19 protein-coding genes are annotated in these 19,346 nt (G+C 54.7%); 6 read left to right on the top strand and 13 right to left on the bottom strand.

Features of this window, described 5'->3' with window-relative positions; translation table 11 throughout:
- Positions 1-58 precede the first annotated feature (58 nt).
- The 8 genes from feoB to QQ91_RS06335 form a co-directional block, all read right to left on the bottom strand.
- The gene (feoB, locus tag QQ91_RS06370) at positions 59-1,897 is read right to left on the bottom strand and encodes a ferrous iron transport protein B (RefSeq protein ID WP_166281198.1); all 1,839 of its coding nucleotides are present in this window, start codon (positions 1,895-1,897) and stop codon (positions 59-61) included.
- 2 nt (positions 1,898-1,899) lie between these two features.
- A complete protein-coding gene (locus QQ91_RS06365; protein WP_236096096.1) occupies positions 1,900-2,142 on the bottom strand; it encodes a FeoA family protein in 243 nt (80 codons plus the stop codon).
- A 136-nt stretch (positions 2,143-2,278) separates the two neighbouring features.
- The gene (locus QQ91_RS06360; protein ID WP_166281196.1) at positions 2,279-2,818 is read right to left on the bottom strand and encodes a DUF3122 domain-containing protein; all 540 of its coding nucleotides are present in this window, start codon (positions 2,816-2,818) and stop codon (positions 2,279-2,281) included.
- Positions 2,818-3,441 carry a Tll0287-like domain-containing protein gene (locus QQ91_RS06355; protein ID WP_166281194.1) on the bottom strand — a complete coding sequence of 208 codons (624 nt, stop codon included), beginning with the start codon at positions 3,439-3,441 and terminating at the stop codon, positions 2,818-2,820. The genes QQ91_RS06360 and QQ91_RS06355 overlap by 1 nt, the downstream gene beginning before the upstream one ends.
- Entirely contained in the window at positions 3,434-3,793 is a 360-nt protein-coding gene (locus QQ91_RS06350; protein WP_166281192.1) for an ArsR/SmtB family transcription factor, read from the bottom strand. The genes QQ91_RS06355 and QQ91_RS06350 overlap by 8 nt, the downstream gene beginning before the upstream one ends.
- A gap of 39 nt (positions 3,794-3,832) precedes the next feature.
- Positions 3,833-5,170, bottom strand: coding sequence for an NAD(P)/FAD-dependent oxidoreductase (locus QQ91_RS06345; protein WP_166281190.1), 1,338 nt, complete (start codon positions 5,168-5,170; stop codon positions 3,833-3,835).
- A 224-nt stretch (positions 5,171-5,394) separates the two neighbouring features.
- The gene (locus tag QQ91_RS06340; protein WP_166281188.1) at positions 5,395-6,261 is read right to left on the bottom strand and encodes a CoB--CoM heterodisulfide reductase iron-sulfur subunit B family protein; all 867 of its coding nucleotides are present in this window, start codon (positions 6,259-6,261) and stop codon (positions 5,395-5,397) included.
- A complete protein-coding gene (locus tag QQ91_RS06335; RefSeq protein WP_201277359.1) occupies positions 6,258-6,602 on the bottom strand; it encodes a hypothetical protein in 345 nt (114 codons plus the stop codon). The genes QQ91_RS06340 and QQ91_RS06335 overlap by 4 nt, the downstream gene beginning before the upstream one ends.
- A 236-nt stretch (positions 6,603-6,838) precedes the next feature.
- Here QQ91_RS06335 and QQ91_RS21615 point away from each other — a divergent pair, with 236 nt between their 5' ends.
- Positions 6,839-7,897 (top strand): CAP domain-containing protein, encoded by a 1,059-nt coding sequence (locus tag QQ91_RS21615; RefSeq protein ID WP_284707161.1) that lies wholly within the window; start codon positions 6,839-6,841, stop codon positions 7,895-7,897.
- Positions 7,898-8,023: 126 nt separating this feature from the next.
- Here the strand turns inward: QQ91_RS21615 and QQ91_RS06320 are convergent, their stop codons facing one another.
- Complete coding sequence (locus QQ91_RS06320) at positions 8,024-9,145, bottom strand: zinc-binding metallopeptidase family protein (protein WP_166281186.1); 1,122 nt, start codon at positions 9,143-9,145, stop codon at positions 8,024-8,026.
- 121 nt (positions 9,146-9,266) lie between these two features.
- On the opposite strand from QQ91_RS06320, the gene QQ91_RS06315 reads away from it, so the two are divergent.
- Positions 9,267-9,467: a hypothetical protein gene (locus tag QQ91_RS06315; RefSeq protein ID WP_166281184.1), complete on the top strand. Its 201-nt coding sequence runs from the start codon at positions 9,267-9,269 to the stop codon at positions 9,465-9,467.
- Positions 9,468-9,510: 43 nt separating this feature from the next.
- Positions 9,511-10,782, top strand: a complete 1,272-nt coding sequence (gene bioA, locus QQ91_RS06310; RefSeq protein WP_166281182.1) for an adenosylmethionine--8-amino-7-oxononanoate transaminase — start codon at positions 9,511-9,513, stop codon at positions 10,780-10,782.
- Positions 10,783-10,802: 20 nt separating this feature from the next.
- On the opposite strand, the gene QQ91_RS06305 is transcribed toward bioA, so the two are convergent.
- Positions 10,803-11,270, bottom strand: a complete 468-nt coding sequence (locus QQ91_RS06305) for a nucleoside 2-deoxyribosyltransferase (protein WP_166281180.1) — start codon at positions 11,268-11,270, stop codon at positions 10,803-10,805.
- A gap of 51 nt (positions 11,271-11,321) precedes the next feature.
- Positions 11,322-12,494 carry an aromatic ring-hydroxylating oxygenase subunit alpha gene (locus QQ91_RS06300; RefSeq protein WP_166281178.1) on the bottom strand — a complete coding sequence of 391 codons (1,173 nt, stop codon included), beginning with the start codon at positions 12,492-12,494 and terminating at the stop codon, positions 11,322-11,324.
- Positions 12,495-12,887: 393 nt separating this feature from the next.
- Between QQ91_RS06300 and QQ91_RS06295 the strand changes: the two genes are divergently transcribed.
- Positions 12,888-14,999, top strand: a complete 2,112-nt coding sequence (locus tag QQ91_RS06295; protein WP_166281176.1) for a caspase family protein — start codon at positions 12,888-12,890, stop codon at positions 14,997-14,999.
- On the opposite strand, the gene QQ91_RS06290 is transcribed toward QQ91_RS06295, so the two are convergent.
- Positions 14,988-15,377, bottom strand: a complete 390-nt coding sequence (locus QQ91_RS06290) for an MAPEG family protein (protein ID WP_166281174.1) — start codon at positions 15,375-15,377, stop codon at positions 14,988-14,990. The two genes, QQ91_RS06295 and QQ91_RS06290, sit on opposite strands and share 12 nt — an antisense overlap.
- Before the next feature lie 126 nt (positions 15,378-15,503).
- Positions 15,504-17,534, bottom strand: coding sequence for an ABC1 kinase family protein (locus QQ91_RS06285; RefSeq protein ID WP_166281172.1), 2,031 nt, complete (start codon positions 17,532-17,534; stop codon positions 15,504-15,506).
- 275 nt (positions 17,535-17,809) lie between these two features.
- On the opposite strand from QQ91_RS06285, the gene petP reads away from it, so the two are divergent.
- Positions 17,810-18,004, top strand: a complete 195-nt coding sequence (gene petP / locus QQ91_RS06280) for a cytochrome b6f subunit PetP (protein ID WP_166281170.1) — start codon at positions 17,810-17,812, stop codon at positions 18,002-18,004.
- A gap of 159 nt (positions 18,005-18,163) precedes the next feature.
- A complete protein-coding gene (locus tag QQ91_RS06275) occupies positions 18,164-19,267 on the top strand; it encodes a Get3/ArsA fold putative tail anchor-mediating ATPase NosAFP (protein ID WP_166281168.1) in 1,104 nt (367 codons plus the stop codon).
- The last annotated feature ends 79 nt before the right edge of the window (positions 19,268-19,346 follow it).

The raw sequence follows: 19,346 nt of genomic DNA, 5'->3' as shown, positions 1-19,346 counted from the left end.
ACCCAATCTCCTCCAACAGAAGCCTACCCCTAAAGAATATCAGGTCTGATGACTCACATCAAATCTTGGTCACACCCCCCTGATAAAATAAAAAGCTGGCAATCCATGCCGTACAGAGAGGGATAGCAATGGTTAATAGCGTGTAGCGGATGGATTTAGATTCTCTCCAAATCGCCCCAAGGGTTGTAAGACAGGGCAGATAAATCAGGCTGAACAGACAATAGCTAAACCCCTGCGAAAAGGTAAGACTTGTCCCCAATTCTTGCGTGGTAGCCGCATTGCTGAGTCCATAGAGAACGCTCAGAGCGGCGATTTGAACTTCCTTTGCCACAAATCCAAACACCAGAGACACCGTCAGCAAGGGATTGAGTCCCAGGGGGGTCATGAAGGGTTGGAAGAGGCTGCCAAACTGTCCTGCCCAGCTGTCTAGCCCCACACTTCCTCGGGGAAAGGCAGTTAAAAACCAAATGAGACTACTGCCAATGACCATGAAGAGGGAGAGACGCAGCACAAATTCCTTCATCTCGCCCCAAACTCTGAGAACAATCTGGCGAAGGGTGGGCCATCGGTAGGGGGGAAGTTCCAGGACGAAGGGATCGCGAACTTCAAAGTATTTTAGGCGACTCAAAAGAGCTGCCACGGTAAACGCCGTCACGAAGCTCACGATGTAGAGGAGAAATAGGGCGATCGCTCCCTGATAACCGGGCAGAACTGCCGCCAAAATAAAGATAAAAACCTGTAGCCTTGCCGAACACAGAGAAAAGGGAATCACCAGCATGGCCAAAAGCCGCATACTCCGACTGCGCATTATCCGGGTTCCCATGATTGCAGGGACATTACAACCAAAGCCCATCATTTGCAGCACAAAGGTTCGTCCATCCAAGCCCAACCGTCCCATCAGCGCATCCATGAGATAGGCGGCCCGCGAGAGGTAGCCGCTTCCCTCTAAGCAGCTCATGATCATGAAAAAAATTGCCACTAACGGCACAAAGGAGATCAGCGCAGCAAAACCGGTCCATACCCCATCGAGCAGCAAATCATGCAGCACCACGGGCAGTGGAGAAAGGAGGGGCTCCCATAGGACCCGTTGCAGCCAGCCAGTCACGGCATCAACGACATCTGCACTGGGTAAGCCCACGCTCCAAATTAACCTGAAAATTCCAAACATGGAGGCGAAAAAGATGGGCATTCCCCAAAGGGGATGCAGGAGAATCCCATCAATTGTGTGGGTAAAGGTTTTGGCCGTAACAGAGGGCATGTTCACCACTCCCTGAAGCATGGCTGCAACCTCTGCTGCTTGAAGATTTTGTTCAGCGAGGCCCTGGCGGAGATGAGAAACCTGATAGGCGACGGTTTGTTTTTGAACGCTTTGTGTAATGCCTTGCAAGGCAAGGTGACAGCCCTCGCCATACTTGGCGCTGATGGGATAAATCGGCACCCCGACCCGTTTGCTCAAGGTGCGGGCATCAACCTGCACGCCATAGCGTTTCGCTTCGTCAGCACAGTTTAAGATGGCGATCGCCGGCAATCCCAGGGCTTTAATTTGCAGGAGTAGGCCGAATTGGCGGTCGATTTGGGTGGCATTCAGCACCACTACCACTAAGTTGACGGCATTGCGCTCTAAAAAATGGCAAACCACCCGCTCATCATCGGAATAGCTGTTAAGGTCGTAAATTCCCGGTAAATCCACACATTCGACCACCTCTTGATCTAGTTTAACCACCGCAACCTGGAGGTCGATGGTTAAGCCGGGCCAGTTCGCAATGGCCGAATTTGCCTTCGTGACTCGATTAAAGAAGGTTGACTTACCCGTATTGGGATGACCGATAAAAGCAATCCGTCGGGTCACATCGGATCCTTGGGCACGGATGGGTCTGGGTTGGCAATGCTTGACCATTCTTAACCATCTAAGGTGACCAAAATGTGTTGAGCCTCACTGCGGCGCATCGCCACCTCCGTGGTACTCCCAATTCGTAAATGTAAGGGCCCCCCCAGGATGGCTTTGCGTAGAATTTGAATGGGTTTCTCAGGAATAATCCCCAAGGCCTCTAGCCGGGTAATCAAATTCTGATTCTGGTAATCTCGAAGGATTTCATGCACCGAAGCGATCTGTCCAATCTCCAAATCTAGCAGTGTCATCATTCCCTGCTCCTGATGCAGTATAAATGAGAATAACTCCTACTTGGATCGTTGCATGATTTAAGCCCTGCTGGCAAGAACTTCAGCCATTGAACCTGGGGCAAAATTTCCATCGGGAATTGAAACCATCGGGTAAGGGCTACGCAGCCAATAAATCCTGCCACTCTTGAATGACAAAAGCTGGAATGGGCAAGGTTAAGATTTCTCCGGTTTGGGTAGCAAGTTCCAGTTCCAGGGGGAGTTCTGGACGGAGGTCGGCCACAATCGGCAGAAGATCATATTGCCCCACATAGGGTTCTGGTTGATCGGACTCGGAAAATAGAGTGGCAGAGGTATCTTGGGCGATCAGAGTTTCACCCTGGGGTTGCTTGAGTAGCAGGGGATGATCCCGCAAAATAGACGCAGCGCCAGGAAAGCCTACCAATCTTAACTGAATACTAAGAGCACCTAGGGGGGTAACCCGCTTATAGGCGATGGCTTGCCATTGCTGTCCGCCAGCAGCTTGTAGGGTGCTGCGAGACTGGTAAAGCCATTGACCCGGTTGTTCTTCAAAGGATCGAATGGCCGCATGGGCCTGGGGACTTACCGGGACCGCGAGTCCTAAACCGATCAGCAACATCAGGAGTGCCATCATCAGAACTTGCAAGGGCGATCGCCTTGCCGATTGAGTCAACACCATCAGTTGGCAACTCCTGTATATGCGGGAACTCGATTGGGCTCAAGATCGGGCATAAAGACTGCGTACATCCCCCTCAAGTCCCCCTCTTGAAAGCCAAAGGCCAAGTCCTGGGGATAACGATCTTGAATAAACTGGGGGTGACTGTCCTTGCTGCCATGACAGGCCAGACAACTTGCCTCGACGTTGATGCGGCGATAGTAACGGGTGCCGGACTGATCTGCAACGGTCTCGGGCTCCCAGAACCCCATCAGGTCGGGGTTTGCCCTGAATTTGGCCAGCGCTTTTTTTTCGGCCAGCAGGGTGGGCGCGTGCTCAGGATTTCGGTACTGGCGGGAGATTTGTTTCACCTGCCAGCCATGCTCCTGGCTGATCTGTTTGGCCTTCATCCCCACCGGTTTACAGACCTCCTGCATGGTTTCGGGTGTGGGAGGTTCTGTGGCATCTTTTAGGGTTGCAGCCAAACCACTGCGAAGGACATCCAACTGCTCAATTTCTTGCACCGCCTGGGCTAGACTCTCCGATGGAGCAAGGGCGATCGCTGGGCGGAATAGGCCACTGCTCATGAACCAAGCACTGGCTACCACCAGCAGTCCGAAGAGAAGACTTTGTACTCGCCTAAACATCACGATCCTCCCACTGAAGATTTTGTCCCTTAAGGTGTTCACAGTTCGCGAAGGATTGATGGCAGAGGGCCAATAAATCCTGGTCGATAATTCGGTAGTAATGACAAATACCAACCTTGCGACAGGCAACAATATTGGCAATTTTGAGGATACTCAAATGCCTGGAGACATTCGCCTGCTGCAATCCCGTATATTCACAAATATCACTCACCTTCCGTTCCTGTTGACACAGAGCCGCAAGGATTTGTAACCGACTCGGTTCTCCGAGGAGCTTAAATCGTTCCGCAAGATGTCTAAACGCTGCTTCCTCAAAATAGTTTTGGCCTTTGGGGGGGGAGGGGAGACGGTTCATAAAAGGATGGCTTGGATGTATCAAGTGCTTTTGGAAGAATTAGGTTTTGGAGGAGACTTCGCTTGCCTGGTAAGGGCTGGAAGGGGATAACACTTGTTCGGCCTCGGTAAGATCCCGCTGCAGTCTCAACCCAAAGAAGATCCAAAGACCCAATTTTTCATACCAGGGCATCCCAATTCCCCAACGAATTTTAGCCATGAAATATTTCTCAAACATGGCCTTGACCCACACCACCCAGGCTCCCTGTAAAGCGTAAGAACGATTGCGCTTGCCGGTTTTAGGATCAGGTAGGACAGGAGCGGCGATGTAGGCAATGCCCGTGGGGCCAAATTCTGCAAAACAGAGCGCATCCAGAGTAGGGACCTTCAGACAATCCCGTAGCACGCCCAGGTCAACGCAAATATTGTGGGCTGCTGCAATGGCCATCGATTCTGCCATTTGCCCTGTTTTAGGAATACCAATGGGAACAAGGTTTTTTTCAGGTTGCTCGACATGGGTGACGACCCCTGCGGCATAAATTTCAGGAAAACGGGGATGGCGCTGGCTGGGTAAAACGGGAATAAATCCTTGCTCGTTGGTCAATCCAGGCACCGTTCGAAGAAAGGCCGCACCTCGAAAGGCCGGCAAAATCATGGCATAGGAAAAGGCATAAGTGCGTCCATCGGCCAAAATAATCTGGTGGGGCGCAACCGAGGTGATTGCCGCATTGTCTACGATGGCAATGTTGTGATGCTCTAAAAGGCTTGTCGTCAGGGACTGGGAATGACTAAGGCCAGAGACTCCCAGATGTCCCACGTAGGGCTCAGGCGTGATCAAGGTCATCGGGACCTGGTCTCGAATTCCGTGGCGGCGAAGCTCGTGATCAGCAAGGAGGGCAAATTCATAGGCTGGTCCGAAGCATCCGGCCCCAGGAGCTGCTCCAATCACGAGGGGACCCGGATGGGCTAGAAACTCTGACCAAGCCTGACAGGCTTCGACAGCATGATTCGGCTTACAGACGGAATGGGTAAAGCCCCTCTCAGGGCCAAGACCGGGAACGAGATCAAAGGCTAGGGAGGCACCCGTGGCAATGACCAGATAGTCATAGGGAACAATCTGGCGACTTGCCACGGTGATTTGCCGATGGATGGGGTCAAGGGAGATCACCTTTTCTCCGACCCAGTTTAGTTTTTGTCGCTGCGCCAGGGGCGCTAAATCCTCCTGAAGCTGATCCAAGGGTTTTAAGCCCAAGGCCACCTGAATTAGCCCCGGAATGAAGGTAAACTTTGGCTGATCGCAGATGAGTGTCACTGAATGTCGAGACGGCAGAGCGTGGCGGAGTTCATAAACCGCTGGCATCCCTGCAAGACCCGCCCCGATTACCACAATGTTAGCCATGGACCGGGCCTCTGTGCTGAGCTACCTTGACAGAAGCGATGGAGGCCCAGTGACTGTTCCCTTGCTTCATTCTGTTTGCTTTTCCCATGCCGAACATTTTTACAGACATCTCATTATATAATTATAAAGCCATAAACTAAACTTTAAAATGGAGTCAAGCAGGATCATCCCCAAACCTGGGAAGAGCAAAGTCTAGGGGGCCTTAATCTCGCTAAGGCCGGACTTCAACGTTTAAGCTTTTTTAAAAGGGGCTGGGTAGAAACGAGATGCTTGTCCAGACCCAAATGGATGGGTTGAATCCCTAAGGCCAATCCGATCAGTTCAGTGATGTAAATGACTGGTAGCTTATAGTCCTTGCGGTATTTCACCTCAATATCGGGCTGCCGCAATTCCAAATTGGTTGAGCATAGCGGACAAGCCAGGACAATACAGTCTGCCTCCAGTGCCTGGGCCTCGTCTAGAATCTGTTTGGTGAGTTCCAGCGCCACTGCTTCCTGGGGAACCAAGATTGGCCCACCGCAGCATTTGGTCTTGGAATGAAAATCCGCCACCTCTGCCCCGCAAATTTGCGCGATGCGGTCCATGGCCATGGGAAACCGGGGGGAGTCCCATCCCGTGATATCTGCAGGACGGGTCAGTAGACATCCGTAGTAACAAACAACTCTTAGCCCCGTGAGTGGGGTTTTAATGTGATGGGCCAGGTCGAGGTCATTGGCCAGGACATCCACAATATTTCGCACTTGAATCGGATGATCGGGAATAGAGAGTCCCATGTCTTCTAGGATGGGTTCAATTTTACGGCGCTCTTTTTCATTCCCGAGAGCGTTTGCGGCCCTAGCTGACTTGTTGTAGCATCCTGAACAGGCTGCTAGAAGATCATTTTTTTGCTGTTGGGCCAGTACTACATTGCGTGCTGACAAGGCCATCCCCACCTCATGGGAGACGCTACCTGCCACTGAGCCCCCGCAGCAAGACCAGTCCTGAAGTTCTTCTAATTCAATTCCCAGGGCCTCCATGACGGCCTGGGTGGATAAATCGAACTCTTTGGCAGTGGAATGTAGACTGCACCCTGGATAGTAGGAATATTTCATGGTTTACTTGCCTTGTCTAGTGCTTGTCGAAAGGTGTCAGCATTCTTAATCTGGCTGGGGAAAGGAGACAGCTTCCCCCGCAGGGCTAGTTGTGCGCCTAATTTTGCTTGCTTAACCAGGGCGATCGCGCCGCCATACTGCTGCATTAGTTCTGGTTCAAACAAAATGCCTCGCTTTTTAACGAGTTCAACAAATATCTGGTTAAACCGGGTTGAATCGTTCTGAATTCCCTCGCGGATCGCTTGCGGGATAACGGAACGTCGTAAGGAGCAGCACTCTGAACAGTGTTTAATCGCAAGCAGTTTTTGGGGCGGACACAGGACAAGCCCGAGAGGCCCCAAAGCTTACCTCCCTATCCCCAGTGTTCTGATGACAGTGATTAAAGAGCGATATGGAGTTCAAGCAGATTCTCCTAGAGTTCTAGGAAACTCAGTAAGAAAATGACAGTCCGGCCCAGTGATTTTTCTAGAAGGGAAGCAGCTTGTTAAGATTTTTACGAGTTTCATCACCTCCTGATAATTCCCTAGATAATCGTAGAATTCCCTGGACAATCCGAGGGGAAGGAGAATGTGCAACTATGGCGATCGCCGCAAGAGATCAATTCGACCAAGCTCTGTTGAACCGCGTGAATCAGGCGCGCAGGCAAGCCGGACTGGCTCCGGTTCTCCTGAGTCAAAAGATAGACACCGCCGCTGATCAATTTTCTAGGCGCATGGCAGTGGGTGATTTCTTTGACCTGACCGATCCCGGATCCGGCGAAACCATTCTCGATCAGGTGAAGGACACTAGCTATCGTCCCAGCCAGATCTGGGCCTTGCTGGCAGGCGTATCAAATGCCGCTGATCAGGTTTTCTCTCGCTGGATGGGCAGCCAACAGGGCAGGGACTCGATCTTAGCCCCGAGGGCACAACACCTGGGGGTCGGGTATTACTTTCTGAAATCAGATCCTGGACAGGTCCAGTTTCAGCATTATTGGACTCTCGTGCTGGCAGTGGGCGATCCGAATCCAGGGGTCTATCGACCCGATGGCGAGGATCCCCCAAGCTCCATAATCCTTGGAACCCCACGCCCAGACACCCTCTTGGGAGATGCGGCAGCCAATACTCTTCGCGGACTCGCTGGCAATGATGTGCTCAGAGGAGGCATTGGGCCAGACAAACTATGGGGGGATGGGGGTCAAGATCGCTTATTTGGGGACAGCGGTGCCGACATATTAGTCGGCGGCAGGGGGAATGATGTGCTGAAGGGGGGCGGTGGCCCGGATGTCTTGATGGGGGTTCAACCCAGTGCCAGTCAACCCTGGGTGGGGCAGGGAGAAATTGACCAGCTGACGGGGAATGCGGGTCCCGATCTGTTTCAGCTGGGCGATCGCAACGGCGCTTATTATCAGGATGGTCAAGTTAAAACGCTTGGAGTCACCGATTACGCCTTGATTTTAGATTTTAACGCCCAGGCCGGCGATCGCATTCAGCTTCACGGGCAGCCGGATGATTACCTGCTGGGGTCGAGCACGGGCGGCTTACCCTCGGGAACAGCGATTTACTATCTTTCCTCCCAAGGCAAGGAACTCATTGGGGTATTAAGCCAGATCCCACCGACCAATCTGGGCAACAATGCCTTTAGCTTCGTGATCTGAGGATCGGGTCATCTTTAGGGTCAACCCCTCGAGGGGACCTGACTCTGGGGATCCAGGCAAAGCCAGGTTAGGCATCGGGACACAGCCGAAAACCCAATAACCCCTTTGATCGGAGCAGGGGTGGCCTTACCAGCTCTGCAGGTCAGTCACATAGGACATCAATAGACGGATCACAGCATCCACCGAGGAGAGAGAGGCCGTTTCGTTGGGAGTGTGATAGTCCGTTGTGGGAATTTGGAGAGTTGTACCATTAATCATCCCCGATGTGGCAGTCACGAGTTTGCCCAATTCGGTCCGGCCCAGGGAGTAGGGGCGAGGACGGGTACGATTTTGCTCTTCGATGTAAATATCTTTAAAACTGTAATGAATATCAAGCTGCTGACACCGATCCACGAGTTCGCGGGTCATGTCCGGGGCAAAGGATCCGCTGGCATCGCGATTTCGCAGAACGACCTGCTGGGCATCGGCGGCTTCGCGGGTCGGATAGGGACTGGTATCTAAAACAATCAAGCGCTGGGTTGAGATTTGATGTCTTTGAAACCAAGAGAGAGCATACCGCCAACTCCGTCCAGCCTCCTCCTGGGCCGTGAACAGGGCCGTGCCTTCAAAGCCATTTTGAAACAGATAGACCAAGAGCGCTGCGCTGATCACATTATCAAGCTGCGCTGAAATGTATCCCGCTTCTGTCCGGAGTCGGTCTAAAAAAGCAATGGGGGTGCCCGGTTGCAGAAACTCCAGGCCATCCACTTCAAAGATTAAGTTGCGCCGTTCTGCACAGATATAGGACTTGGTGATCAAGCCTTGGCCAAGGTAGGTGCCCGTGTAGGGAAGATGGGCTTGAACGCGCTGGTTTTGGAAGCGGTGCTCAATCGTTTTTAGCATTTGTTCGGAGACAGAATCTCCGTTGAGTTCGCTTTGATTGCCAGAAATGAAGGCGGCATACTGAAACTCGTTGGGACCGGTGCAGAGCAATCCATGGCGATCAATATGGGCAGAGAGGATAAGGTCATGGGGACGGCTCCCTTGGGCCACCAGCACCCCCTGGTAATACTGCACCGTCGCTCCGGCTTCCTCTAACTCCCGGCTGAGGACTCTAAAGAAGGAATCTTCACATCCCACAACGGCAGGTTCTCGGATAAGGAGCTTGAGAATATCTAGAAAACGCTCTAAATCTGATTCATATTCTGTCTGAGAATTGAGGGGGGTCCATTCAGCCCGTCGATCCGCCACCCATGCACTCGCAACCATTCAGAATACCTCCATAAACGGTCACCCCGACTTGAGGCAGGGGTGAATCAGGATAGGAGTTTAGTGTACTGAAGTTAACGAGCCAAAATCGCTATTCACGATACCAAATCCAGGACATTCAATGCCGTGGGTTCAGGCTATTGGCCTGCACAGCCTTCAGGTTCTCTCGGGGATTGAGGACTCGCCCCCTTCCCCTAGCGCCGTCACCCATCGTTTGGCCCTCCACCCTCGACGCGACTTTTTTGCTACCGCCCAGGCAAATCCGCCTGCGAGGGTTTCCGAGGGAAAGACTGGATTGAGATCCGGCAGCAGTAACCGCTAAACTAGCGGTCTTGTGCCTGATTTTTATTGCTCGGACTGAATTGATGCATCCTAACATTTGGCCCCCCTACACCCAGGTCAAAACCGCCCCGGCACCACTTAAGGTCAAATCTGCCCAGGGCGTTTGGCTTGAACTGGAGGACGGACGCAAAATTATTGACTGTATTTCTAGCTGGTGGGTGAATAACCACGGCCATGCCCACCCTAAAATTGCTGCAGCGATCGCCACCCAGGCCCAGACCCTGGAGCAGGTCATTTTTTCCGGCTTTACCCATGACCCCGCAGAGCAGTTGGCCGAGCGCCTGGTTCAGCATCTGCCCGGCGATCTCAGTCGGGTCTTTTTCTCCGACAACGGATCCACGGCGGTGGAGGTGGGACTGAAGATGGCCTACCAATATTGGGCCAATTGCGGCCAGCCGCGATCGCGGTTTTTAGCCTTTAGCGGTGCTTACCACGGAGATACCTTTGGGGCAATGGCCGTGGGCGATCGCTCGGTGTTTACGGCTCGCTTTGCCGATCTGCTGTTTGAGGTGGAGTTTGTACCCTTTCCAGGAACCTATGTTGGGGATGAAGCCGCAGATCAGCGAGACGCTGAGGTTCTCGCTAAAATCCAGGCCCAGCTGGCAACAGGGCAGTACGCGGGGGTGATTATTGAGCCCTTGATCCAGGGCGCTGGGGGCATGCAGATGTGTCGGGCCTCGTTTCTCCAGGCCCTGCGGCAATTGGCCGATCACGCTCAAGTGCTGCTGATTTTTGATGAGGTGATGACCGGTTTCGGGCGCACGGGTGCCTGGTTTGCCAGCGATCGCGCCGGGGTTGCCCCGGATATCATCTGTTTGTCCAAGGGGATTACCGGTGGGTTTTTGCCCTTTGCGGTCACCGTTTGTACCGAACAAATCTACCAGGCCTTTTACAGCCACGACCCCCTGAAAACGCTTTACCACGGCCATAGCTACACGGCCAACCCCCTGGGATGCGCCGCGGCACTGGCAGGACTGGAGCTGATGCGGGAAAACGAACCCAAATTTCAGGCCATGGAAGCGATCCATCTGCACCATTTGCAGCCGCTGCAATCCCATCCGCGCTGTGAAAAAATACGGGTGACGGGAACTGTGGCCGCCTTGGATGTGGTCAATCCTCAAGCGCCAGGGTACCTCAATCAAGTCGGGCTGGTGATTCGACAAAAAGCCCTGGATCGGGGGCTGCTGCTGCGTCCCCTTGGAAACGTGCTGTACCTGTTGCCGCCGTTTTGTATCACTCCGGCAGAACTGGCCCAGGTCTATGCAGGAATTGTCGAGATTTTAGACTGTCTCTAGGCGATCGCCGGATCTTCCCGTTACGCCTGCAGCCAGGGGACTAAGGCCTTTTGCGGGTTGGCCAGATCGCTCACCTCGGTGTAGTAATACCGCTGCCAGCCCGTTTCCGGCAGGGCTGCAAAGATCATGAGGTTCAGGGGATAGTCTTCACTGTCCGTGCAGCGGCGAAAGTCGTCGCGGAACAGGAATACGGCTTTGTGGAGAGCCATGGCCATGCCCAGTTCCACCATCACCCCCTCATCGGGAGGGGTGCCGTTCACCACCGCAAAAATTCCATCGCTGTTCTCCACATCTTGCCGATCGGCTTGGGCGACGCGGTAGGCCCACCCTGGAGTCGCCAGGTCCATTTGATTATTGCGCTCAAAGGGTTCCCAGACCTGCGCTCCTAGATCCTCAAGGGCCTGCCTCAAGGGCGGCAGCAGTAAGTGACGCTGTTGCGTTGAAAATCCATAGGGATTAGCTAGGTACAGAATTTTGCGCTGACTCACCGGGCACTCCTCTCCAAGATTGGCCACGTTCAGTTTAAAAGCTGAAGGTGCTTAAAAGCTGAAGGTGCGGATTTGCGCCGCAAGATATTGCTGAAACTGCCACACTGGCATTTCCAGGTGGCTCAAGGGACCGGGGCGATAGAAGCTGCTGTTCAATCCAGCCTGGACAGCACTGCACATTTCCAGATCCTCCCGATGAAATTCCTGCAGGCCGGCGATCGCGCTTTGGATCGCACTGTCATAGTGATCCAGGGCCTTGCTCTCCGGACGGACGAGCATTGTGGTGGTTAATTTCATGCGATCCGGCCCTTGGGGCTGCACCTGATACCAATACACGCGATCAGGACCAATAAAGAGCAAAAACGTCGGAACCCCGAGGCAAACCCTGTACTCCCGCAGATCCGGGGGGGCCAGGTGGGGGCTTAAACTAAAGGGAAACAGGGCTTCACGGGCAGCGGCGTCCGCCAAGACGCGATCGGCAATGGGTAAATGGCCCACAATCACATTGCGGAGCTGAACTTCTGTCCAGGTGCGGGCCGCTGGCATCAAGGGCTCAAAGGTGCGATGGTGGGCGCCCAAGTGATGGTAGGACTCCATGAAGTTTTCCACCAGCACCTTCCAGTTGAACGGGCAGTCCCAGTCCAAACTCACCACCAGATCCAGTTCAGCCATGGCCTGTGGGCCTAGAAAGGGTTTTAAATCTGCGTATTGCGTTTCCACAGGATCGAGATCGAGATCAAAGGTGATAAAAATAAATCCTTCCCAAACCTCGGTTCGCACCTGGGGAAGACCCAGGTTCTGGAGGGCAAAGTCGGAGTGCCGGTGCATTTCTGGCGCAGCCTTGAGGCCACCGTCCAGGCGATAGCTCCAATGGTGGTAGGGGCACACCAACGTGCGACAGTTCCCCTGGGAGGCGTGCGCAAACTCTGGCGGCATCACATCCATTCCCCGGTGGACACACACCCGCGAGAGAACCCGCACGCTATCGGCTTCATCGCGAAGGATCACCAAACGTTCCCCCAAAAGCTCTAGATTACGGTAGTCGCCCACCTGGGGAATTTGAGCGACGTGACCCACACAGAGCCACTGCTGCTTGAGCCAATGGTCCACCTCCCAGGCGTAAAAGTCGGGATCGGTGTAGGCGGCAGCCGGAAGGGCGATCGCTCGTTCTAGCGGCCGGTCAGCCGTTTCTATAATTTGGCGCTGAATTGCTGGCAGCGACATGGGGGAAAAACTCGCCGGGGGCATTGATTATTGGGATTGCAACAGTTCTCTTCAAAAACTATAAAGCAAGCGTTGGGTTTTCCTGAGCATGAGGCCAGTGAGGCCAGAGGGATCAGAACCGCTGTCCTGCTTCCGCCTGATTTCCCTATTCCGGCAACATCTTTGGAACTACTGATTTTGGGCTCGGGAGAGCGGGCCGCAGGGGGAGGGGATCTGCAATATTTACTGAAAAGCAATTTAATGGATTTTTCTCGCACAGTATAATTGCCTCTGATAGCTGTGATGCCGTGCCGAGGTACGGCTGCCCCTGCGCCCTGACTCTGGGTCAGGTCCGCCGGGGGCTCCGGGTCAGCGGCTTGAGTTTTGATATCCCCTTGTTGTTCAGAGCCAGTTATGTCCCTTACCGTCGGTCAGCTCCTATACGCTAGCTTTCCCGGAATGGGATGTCGGGTGGTGGCCAGTCGTCAGGTGCCAGCCAACGTTAAGCAAGCCTTTGTGGAAGATGTGGTGCATCAGCATTGGGATGCCGATCGATCGTTTCTGCCCGGCTATCGCGCTGCTTATCTTCACCAGGTTTCGCCGGAGCACACCCTGTTTGGCTGGATGTATCAAGACGACATCCCCACTGAGGTGGGGCGATCTTCCTTTCCCTACTTCGTCTGCTATCACTGTAGCGGCGTCCTTGACGGGGAATCCCTGGAAACTATTTTTCATTGCTTAGAGAAAGGCCCGGTGGACTCGCTGGATACCACCCAGGTGGCTGTGGACCTGGCTCGGGTTGCCATTCCCGATACCCTGGACTACCGTCCTGCCCAGCAGGGGGTGAAGCTACCTTCAAGCAGCTACGCCCGCTGTCGCCTGTTGCTCTATAAGGGGGTTGCGCTGAACTTTTTCTATGCGGTAGAACCGGATTTGAGCAATCTCCATGGGGCACAAGACCCGGCGACCTCAGAGTTCCAGGGGGCCATACCAGACTCTGATCCCGCTCAAGAGAGAGCCTTGGCACTCCGGCAGGAGCAATCGGCGCTGGATCTGTCTCCCGCCGCCGCCCTGATTCCGGCCTCTCAACAAAAGGTGGCGCTTGTCATTGGCGTGAGCGACTACGGGGAAGGATTTAATCCCCTGCCGGGGGTGCTGCAGGATGTGGCAGCCATTCAATCGGTGCTGGAGCATCCGGACATGGGAGGATTTGACCAGGTGCAGGTTTTGATCAATCCGGATCCCCAGGCCATGGCCGAAGCGATCGAAGGGCTCTTTGCCAACCGGGAGTCTGATCATTTGGCGCTGCTTTACTTTTCCGGTTACGGAGCCATCGTTGACGAGCAGGGCAAGTTTTCCCTGGCCACCGGAATTACGCGCAGTAGCGATCAAGGACGTGTGATTCGATCCACTGTCATCACCACGGATTTTTTAGACGACGTGATGCGTTCGAGTCACTCTGAACAGCAGTTGGTGATTCTCGACTGCGCACTACAGCCCTCTGGGGCTGGGGTGGCCCAGGGGTCTTTGCTCGGGCCAGGGCAAATTGCCAAGCAGCTCGGAGGGCCAAAGCGAACCATCTTAACCTCCTCAGCCTTTAGCCATCCCCCGGAGGTCGATAAGGGGAGCGAGGAGATGTCCGCCTACACGTTTTATCTGGTGGAGGGACTCCAGACGGGGATGGCAGACCTCAATAGCGATGGGCACATTTCAGTGCGAGAGTGGCATGAATATGCCAAGTACCGCGTGCGTCAGGCCTCCCCCGCGCTCACGCCCTCCATTTATGGCGATCGCAGTATTGGCCTGATTCAGATTGCCACGGCCCCCACCCACAGCCCTCTACTGCGCTACCGGCGAGAAGTGGACCGCCTGAACCGGCGCGGTCAGCTGCCTCCGGCCCATCGCACGGTCCTGGATGTGCTCAAGGAAACCCTGGGACTGTCGACCTTGGAAGCCGAGCAGATCGAGGTGGAGGTGTTTAAGCCCCATCGGGAATATCACCAAAAGCTCCAGCAATATGCCATCGCCTTTGCCCAGATTACGAAGCAAGGCACGGTGTTGACGGAGCAAACCTATCGTCAATGTCAACAGGCCCAGCGGCGCTTGGGCCTCACCTATGGGGATAAATCTCCCATTGAGGCCGACATGGTGCAGGAGCTGGAAATGATTCGCTGGCCCCAAACTCGGCCTGCCCTACCCACGCAAGATCCAGAAGAGGTGCCCCAAACAGCGGTGAGTAGCCCCTTCGAAAAGCTGCGCCACCAGCTTGAGCCCATTCTGCGTCTGAGTCAGGTGAAGTTGCTGACAAGGGCAAAGCAGCTGACCCAGGCTCGCAGCTTCAGTGCGCAGGATTTACTGCGCCAGCCCTGGATGCTGGTCGGGATGGGGCTGCTGGGCCTGGGCCTGATCCTGCTCATCCTGCTGCGTCCCTGGGAGGGATCACCCCAGCCCTCAGAACCGACGACAAGGGGATCTGAATCTCTTGGCCACCTCGATCAAACAGCCCCGATCCCCCTAGGTCCATAGCCGCCACACCACCGTCAAGAGGGCCGCGATGGAGATCGCATAGGCCCCAGATCGCAAGAGGCCAATGCCCGCTAGATAAAATAGTCCATGGGCAAGGCGGGCAATTAAAATCACCAGGGCCGCAATCTGGGTCACCTGATCGCGCTGACCGGTCACCACGGCGGTGATCAAGACAATGGCAATCAGGGGCAAGTTATCGTGGTGGTTGCGCTGGGCGCGGTCGGCTCGTCCAACCCAGGAGGCTGTTTCAGGCAAGCTTTCGCGGTTGCCCAATCCCCAGGCTACTCCCCCCTTGGCAATGCGGGCGATCGCCGGGAGATGATTGAGCACCAGGCTCCAGAGGGCCAAAATCATCAGACAAGTCAGTTCAGGGGGCATTGGGGCTTCCGTAAAATCACTTCCATAAAATCAACCCGGTAATTGTTCGGTCAAACAACGCCCTGACAAGGATCTCCTTAGCCCATCTCCAGCGGCTGAGGGACAGATCTGGCGAGAAGGGACATCCTAGGTGGCGGGCGGCAGGAGGCGATGGGCCGTCGGCGTCGATTCCACCGGGTCGGGGGCCAGCCATTCCCGCACCAAGCGAGCAATGGCCTTTTGGGCTAGACCGCTGGCCACGCGCTGGCCCAGGCGCTGGGTTTCAGGCCGGTTCATCACCTGCATAAAGGCATTGAGCAGCTTCATGGCGTCAAATCCAGGCGTGTCCTGCAGGAGTTTCCAAATTCTCTTCAGGTGATCCATGTCTTGGGTCTTCATGCCCGCCGGTTGCGAGGAGGGGTGACCCGAATGCTCAGCGATGGGACTCTGAAGCGCGGGGAGGGGAAGGGGAAACTGCTCTAGAAAATTAGACACGGCTCGATATCCCACCTGATCAAGAACCTTAATCAGCTCCTCGGCAATGCGATCGCGGATAAACTCTCCCCGCTCCGAGAACAGAAAATCCATGGCCTGATTCAGGGTGGCGCCAAGATCGTAGTCTTGAATGTTCTGAGCGTTCCGCAGCAGATTCTCCAATCGATTCCAGCGAAAACTGCCATCCTTAAGGAGCAGATCCCGCAGACTCTCGCGCAGCTCTGGCGAGGAATCGGTGAGCAATCGCTTGGCCACGTAGGGATAGGCAGCACTGAGCACCTTAAAATCTGGGTCAACGCCGATGGCAATGCCCTCCATGGACAGCAACGATCGCACAATGAGGGCATAGTAGGCCGGCACCCGGAAGGGATACTCGTACATAATGTCCGAGAGCTGCTCAAAAATGCTGTTAATGTTCAGCTCCGCAACGCTGGCTCCCAGGGCATTATTAAAGACCTGGCTCAAGGCCGGAATAATCGGGGTCAGGTCCACCTCTGGGGTCAGGAACCCCAGCTTGACGTAGTCCTGAGCCAGGGCATCGAACTCACGGTTCACGATGTGCACAATGGCGTTAATGAGGCTGTAGCGTTGCTGAACGCTAATTTCACTCATCATTCCAAAGTCTAAATAGGCCAGCTTGCCATTGGGCATAGCCAGCAAGTTGCCTGGGTGGGGGTCAGCGTGGAAAAACCCATGCTCTAGAAGCTGTCGCAGGGAACACTGAATGCCCGAATCAATCAGCTCGCTTGCATTGATCCCTTGTTCGAGAATCCTTTGGGGGGAGCTCAGCTTGGTCCCTGTGATCCACTCCATGGTCAAGACCCGAGTATGGGTATAGTCCCAATAAATCCGGGGGACATAGATGTTGCGCAGCTGTCCATAGAGCTGGTTAAAGCGCTCTGCGTTACGGCCCTCCTGGGTATAGTCCATTTCCTCAAACAGCCGCCCAGCAAACTCATCCAGGATGCCAACAATGTCGGTGCGGATGCTGTCGTAAAACGTATTTTGAATCCAGACCGCCAATCCCCGCAGCAAGAAAATATCCAGGGCGATTTGCTCAGCCAATCCAGGCCGCTGCACCTTAATCGCCACGGTTTCGCCACTGTGGAGCTTTCCCCGGTAAACCTGACCCAGAGAAGCGGCGGCAATCGGGTGGTCGGAAATTTCGGCAAACAGATGCTCCGGAGGAGCGCCGAGTTCTTCTTCAATGAAGCGATAGGCCACCTCATTGGGGAAGGGTGGGAGCTGATCTTGGAGTTTGGCTAACTCGTCGAGATAGGCACCCTGGAGGATATCAGGCCGGGTTGAAAGGGCCTGACCAATTTTAATAAAGGCCGGACCAAGATGGGTCAGGGTTTCCCGCAGCTGCACCGCTCGCAAATGCTCGTTTTCTTTCTCCTTTCCCCGCTTTTTATCCCACCAGCGTCCCCAAAACAAGGCCAGCAGAGGGCGGGTAATGTCGTACCAGCGGCGTACGCTCTTGCGGCGCTGGTCGCGGTAGGTTTCCCGAATTTTGTCTGGGTCGTAGCGTTCTAACAGGGTGTCTTCCTCGGAGGGTTTTTGGGGCAAAACCCTGGGCATCTCCTGGAGGTCTTCCCGGTGATCCCCAGACCCATGCACATCCCCATGCACATCAAATTCAGGCACGGTGGTAGGAGGCGGTGGCTTAACCAAAGACTTCATGGGATCAGCAAGTGAGGTTTGTTGTAACGCATTGTAACATTTTCGCCCTTGCGGACCGGATCGCGGCAATTAAATCTTGTAACGGATCGCGGCTCAATCCAGGACAATCCGAGCTTGAATCGCAGCGCTGTCAAGAATGGGACGCTCTGCTGATAAACTGAGAAACGGTAAACCTGGGTCTAAGTGGGCTGCTTTAGAAAGCTCCTAGACCCGTGAATGCGGTTGCCATTCTTTGCGTGTCGTGCAGTGATTGTTGGATTGGAGAGCCGTAGTTTATGGACGTGGGACAAAAGGTAAGGGTGTGTCGGATTCGCGATCGCGTTTCAGAGGACGTTGCCGAAAAGCTAGGCCAGGTGGGCACCATCTTGGGCTATAAGATGACCGATGGCAGCGGTGTGGGAGCCGAGGTTGGGTTTGGAGATAACTCAAGCACCTGGTTTTTTGAAGATGAGCTAGAAGTGGTGCAGTAGGCCCCTAAATCAGCGGCCAAGGGAGTGCCAACCCCCAATCCTACCCCCCCGATGCCCATCCCTGGAGCATCTGCGGATGGCGATGCATCCAGAGGGGAATACCCTTAGAATCTGAGATATTCAAATCACAGCCGCGTTGGCACTGAAAGCACGGAAACCATGGCATTTATTCTCTCCTTCCTCGGCAAAGGCGGCACGGGCCGCACCACCGTTGCCCTAGCTGCAGCCCGATCCATGGCGCACCAGGGTAAGCGGGTGCTGCTTGCCAGCCAAGACCTGGGGCTAGCCTTGCGATCGCAGCTCGGCCTGGAGGCCATGGGCATGGATCCCCAACCCATAGAGCCACACCTGGATGGGGTGCAGCTGCAGGCGGCAAGCCTGCTGTCCCAGAGCTGGGAAGAGGCAAAGGCCCTAGAGGCGCAGTATCTTCGGACCCCTTTTCTGACATCGGTGTTTGGGCAGGAGCTGGGAATTTTGCCTGGAATGGGCGATGCGCTGATTCTCTACTGGCTGAAAAATATGGACGCCAGCGATCGCTACGACGCCATTGTGTTTGATGGGTCCGACAGTCAAGCCACCCTGCGCATGTTCGGAATTCCAGAAGTGGGCGGGTGGTATGCCCGTCGATTTAAAAAGGTTTTCGATGAATCCGACTTTGCCCGCACCGTCATGCCGCTTTTGCAGCCCATTGCGGCCACCGTGCTCAGTAGCGCCGATCTGTTTGGGAATAATTTTTCCCAACCGATGAATCAGGTGGATGGCATCCTCGAGCAGGGACAGCGGGCCATTGCCGACCCAACCCGCGTTTCAGCCTATTTAGTCACCACAGCCGATCCGGTTGCCCAACAAACCGCCCAGTGGCTCTGGGGGGGGGCTCAGCAGGTCAACCTGACGGTGGGGGGAGTGATCTTAATGCCGAGCCGCGAAGATCATGCTCTGGGCAGCGGATTTTCGCCACTGCCCATTCATCCCATGCCCCAGATACAGGCCGCCAACGATGCCGCCCTGGTGGCCGCTCTACCCCACTTTGCAGAGGAGGTGAAGGCTGCGCCGCGTCCGCTGATCATTGATGAAGTTCAGCGGCAGGTGAAGGCCTTTTTGCCCGGTTTTACCAAGGCCCAGGTCAAGCTGACACAATACGGCCCAGAACTGACTATTGAGGCCGGAGACCAGCGGCGCAACATTGATCTGCCGCCAACCTTGAGAGGAAAACGGGTCAAGGGGGCAAAGTTTCAAGATTCCTATCTGATCATTTCCCTCTAGAGAGGCTCTTCCCCGCCTATTCCCCATCCTTGGTAGGATAATTAACTGACGTTTCCCTTCAGGGGCAACGCTCGCCCCA

The organism is Lyngbya confervoides BDU141951 (assembly GCF_000817775.3).
Lineage (GTDB): Bacteria > Cyanobacteriota > Cyanobacteriia > Thermosynechococcales > Thermosynechococcaceae > Lyngbya > Lyngbya confervoides.
This window is presented reverse-complemented; position numbering and strand designations above follow the sequence as displayed.

What these genes read in the sequence shown, in the direction of transcription:
- feoB (WP_166281198.1), bottom strand. Translation starts at nt 1,897, where the DNA reads ATGGTCAAGCATTGCCAACCCAGACCCATCCGTGCCCAAGGATCCGAT.
- QQ91_RS06365 (WP_236096096.1), bottom strand. Translation starts at nt 2,142, where the DNA reads ATGATGACACTGCTAGATTTGGAGATTGGACAGATCGCTTCGGTGCAT.
- QQ91_RS06360 (WP_166281196.1), bottom strand. Translation starts at nt 2,818, where the DNA reads ATGGTGTTGACTCAATCGGCAAGGCGATCGCCCTTGCAAGTTCTGATG.
- QQ91_RS06355 (WP_166281194.1), bottom strand. Translation starts at nt 3,441, where the DNA reads ATGTTTAGGCGAGTACAAAGTCTTCTCTTCGGACTGCTGGTGGTAGCC.
- QQ91_RS06350 (WP_166281192.1), bottom strand. Translation starts at nt 3,793, where the DNA reads ATGAACCGTCTCCCCTCCCCCCCCAAAGGCCAAAACTATTTTGAGGAA.
- QQ91_RS06345 (WP_166281190.1), bottom strand. Translation starts at nt 5,170, where the DNA reads ATGGCTAACATTGTGGTAATCGGGGCGGGTCTTGCAGGGATGCCAGCG.
- QQ91_RS06340 (WP_166281188.1), bottom strand. Translation starts at nt 6,261, where the DNA reads ATGAAATATTCCTACTATCCAGGGTGCAGTCTACATTCCACTGCCAAA.
- QQ91_RS21615 (WP_284707161.1), top strand. Translation starts at nt 6,839, where the DNA reads ATGGCGATCGCCGCAAGAGATCAATTCGACCAAGCTCTGTTGAACCGC.
- QQ91_RS06320 (WP_166281186.1), bottom strand. Translation starts at nt 9,145, where the DNA reads ATGGTTGCGAGTGCATGGGTGGCGGATCGACGGGCTGAATGGACCCCC.
- QQ91_RS06315 (WP_166281184.1), top strand. Translation starts at nt 9,267, where the DNA reads ATGCCGTGGGTTCAGGCTATTGGCCTGCACAGCCTTCAGGTTCTCTCG.
- bioA (WP_166281182.1), top strand. Translation starts at nt 9,511, where the DNA reads ATGCATCCTAACATTTGGCCCCCCTACACCCAGGTCAAAACCGCCCCG.
- QQ91_RS06300 (WP_166281178.1), bottom strand. Translation starts at nt 12,494, where the DNA reads ATGTCGCTGCCAGCAATTCAGCGCCAAATTATAGAAACGGCTGACCGG.
- QQ91_RS06295 (WP_166281176.1), top strand. Translation starts at nt 12,888, where the DNA reads ATGTCCCTTACCGTCGGTCAGCTCCTATACGCTAGCTTTCCCGGAATG.
- QQ91_RS06290 (WP_166281174.1), bottom strand. Translation starts at nt 15,377, where the DNA reads ATGCCCCCTGAACTGACTTGTCTGATGATTTTGGCCCTCTGGAGCCTG.
- QQ91_RS06285 (WP_166281172.1), bottom strand. Translation starts at nt 17,534, where the DNA reads ATGAAGTCTTTGGTTAAGCCACCGCCTCCTACCACCGTGCCTGAATTT.
- petP (WP_166281170.1), top strand. Translation starts at nt 17,810, where the DNA reads ATGGACGTGGGACAAAAGGTAAGGGTGTGTCGGATTCGCGATCGCGTT.
- QQ91_RS06275 (WP_166281168.1), top strand. Translation starts at nt 18,164, where the DNA reads ATGGCATTTATTCTCTCCTTCCTCGGCAAAGGCGGCACGGGCCGCACC.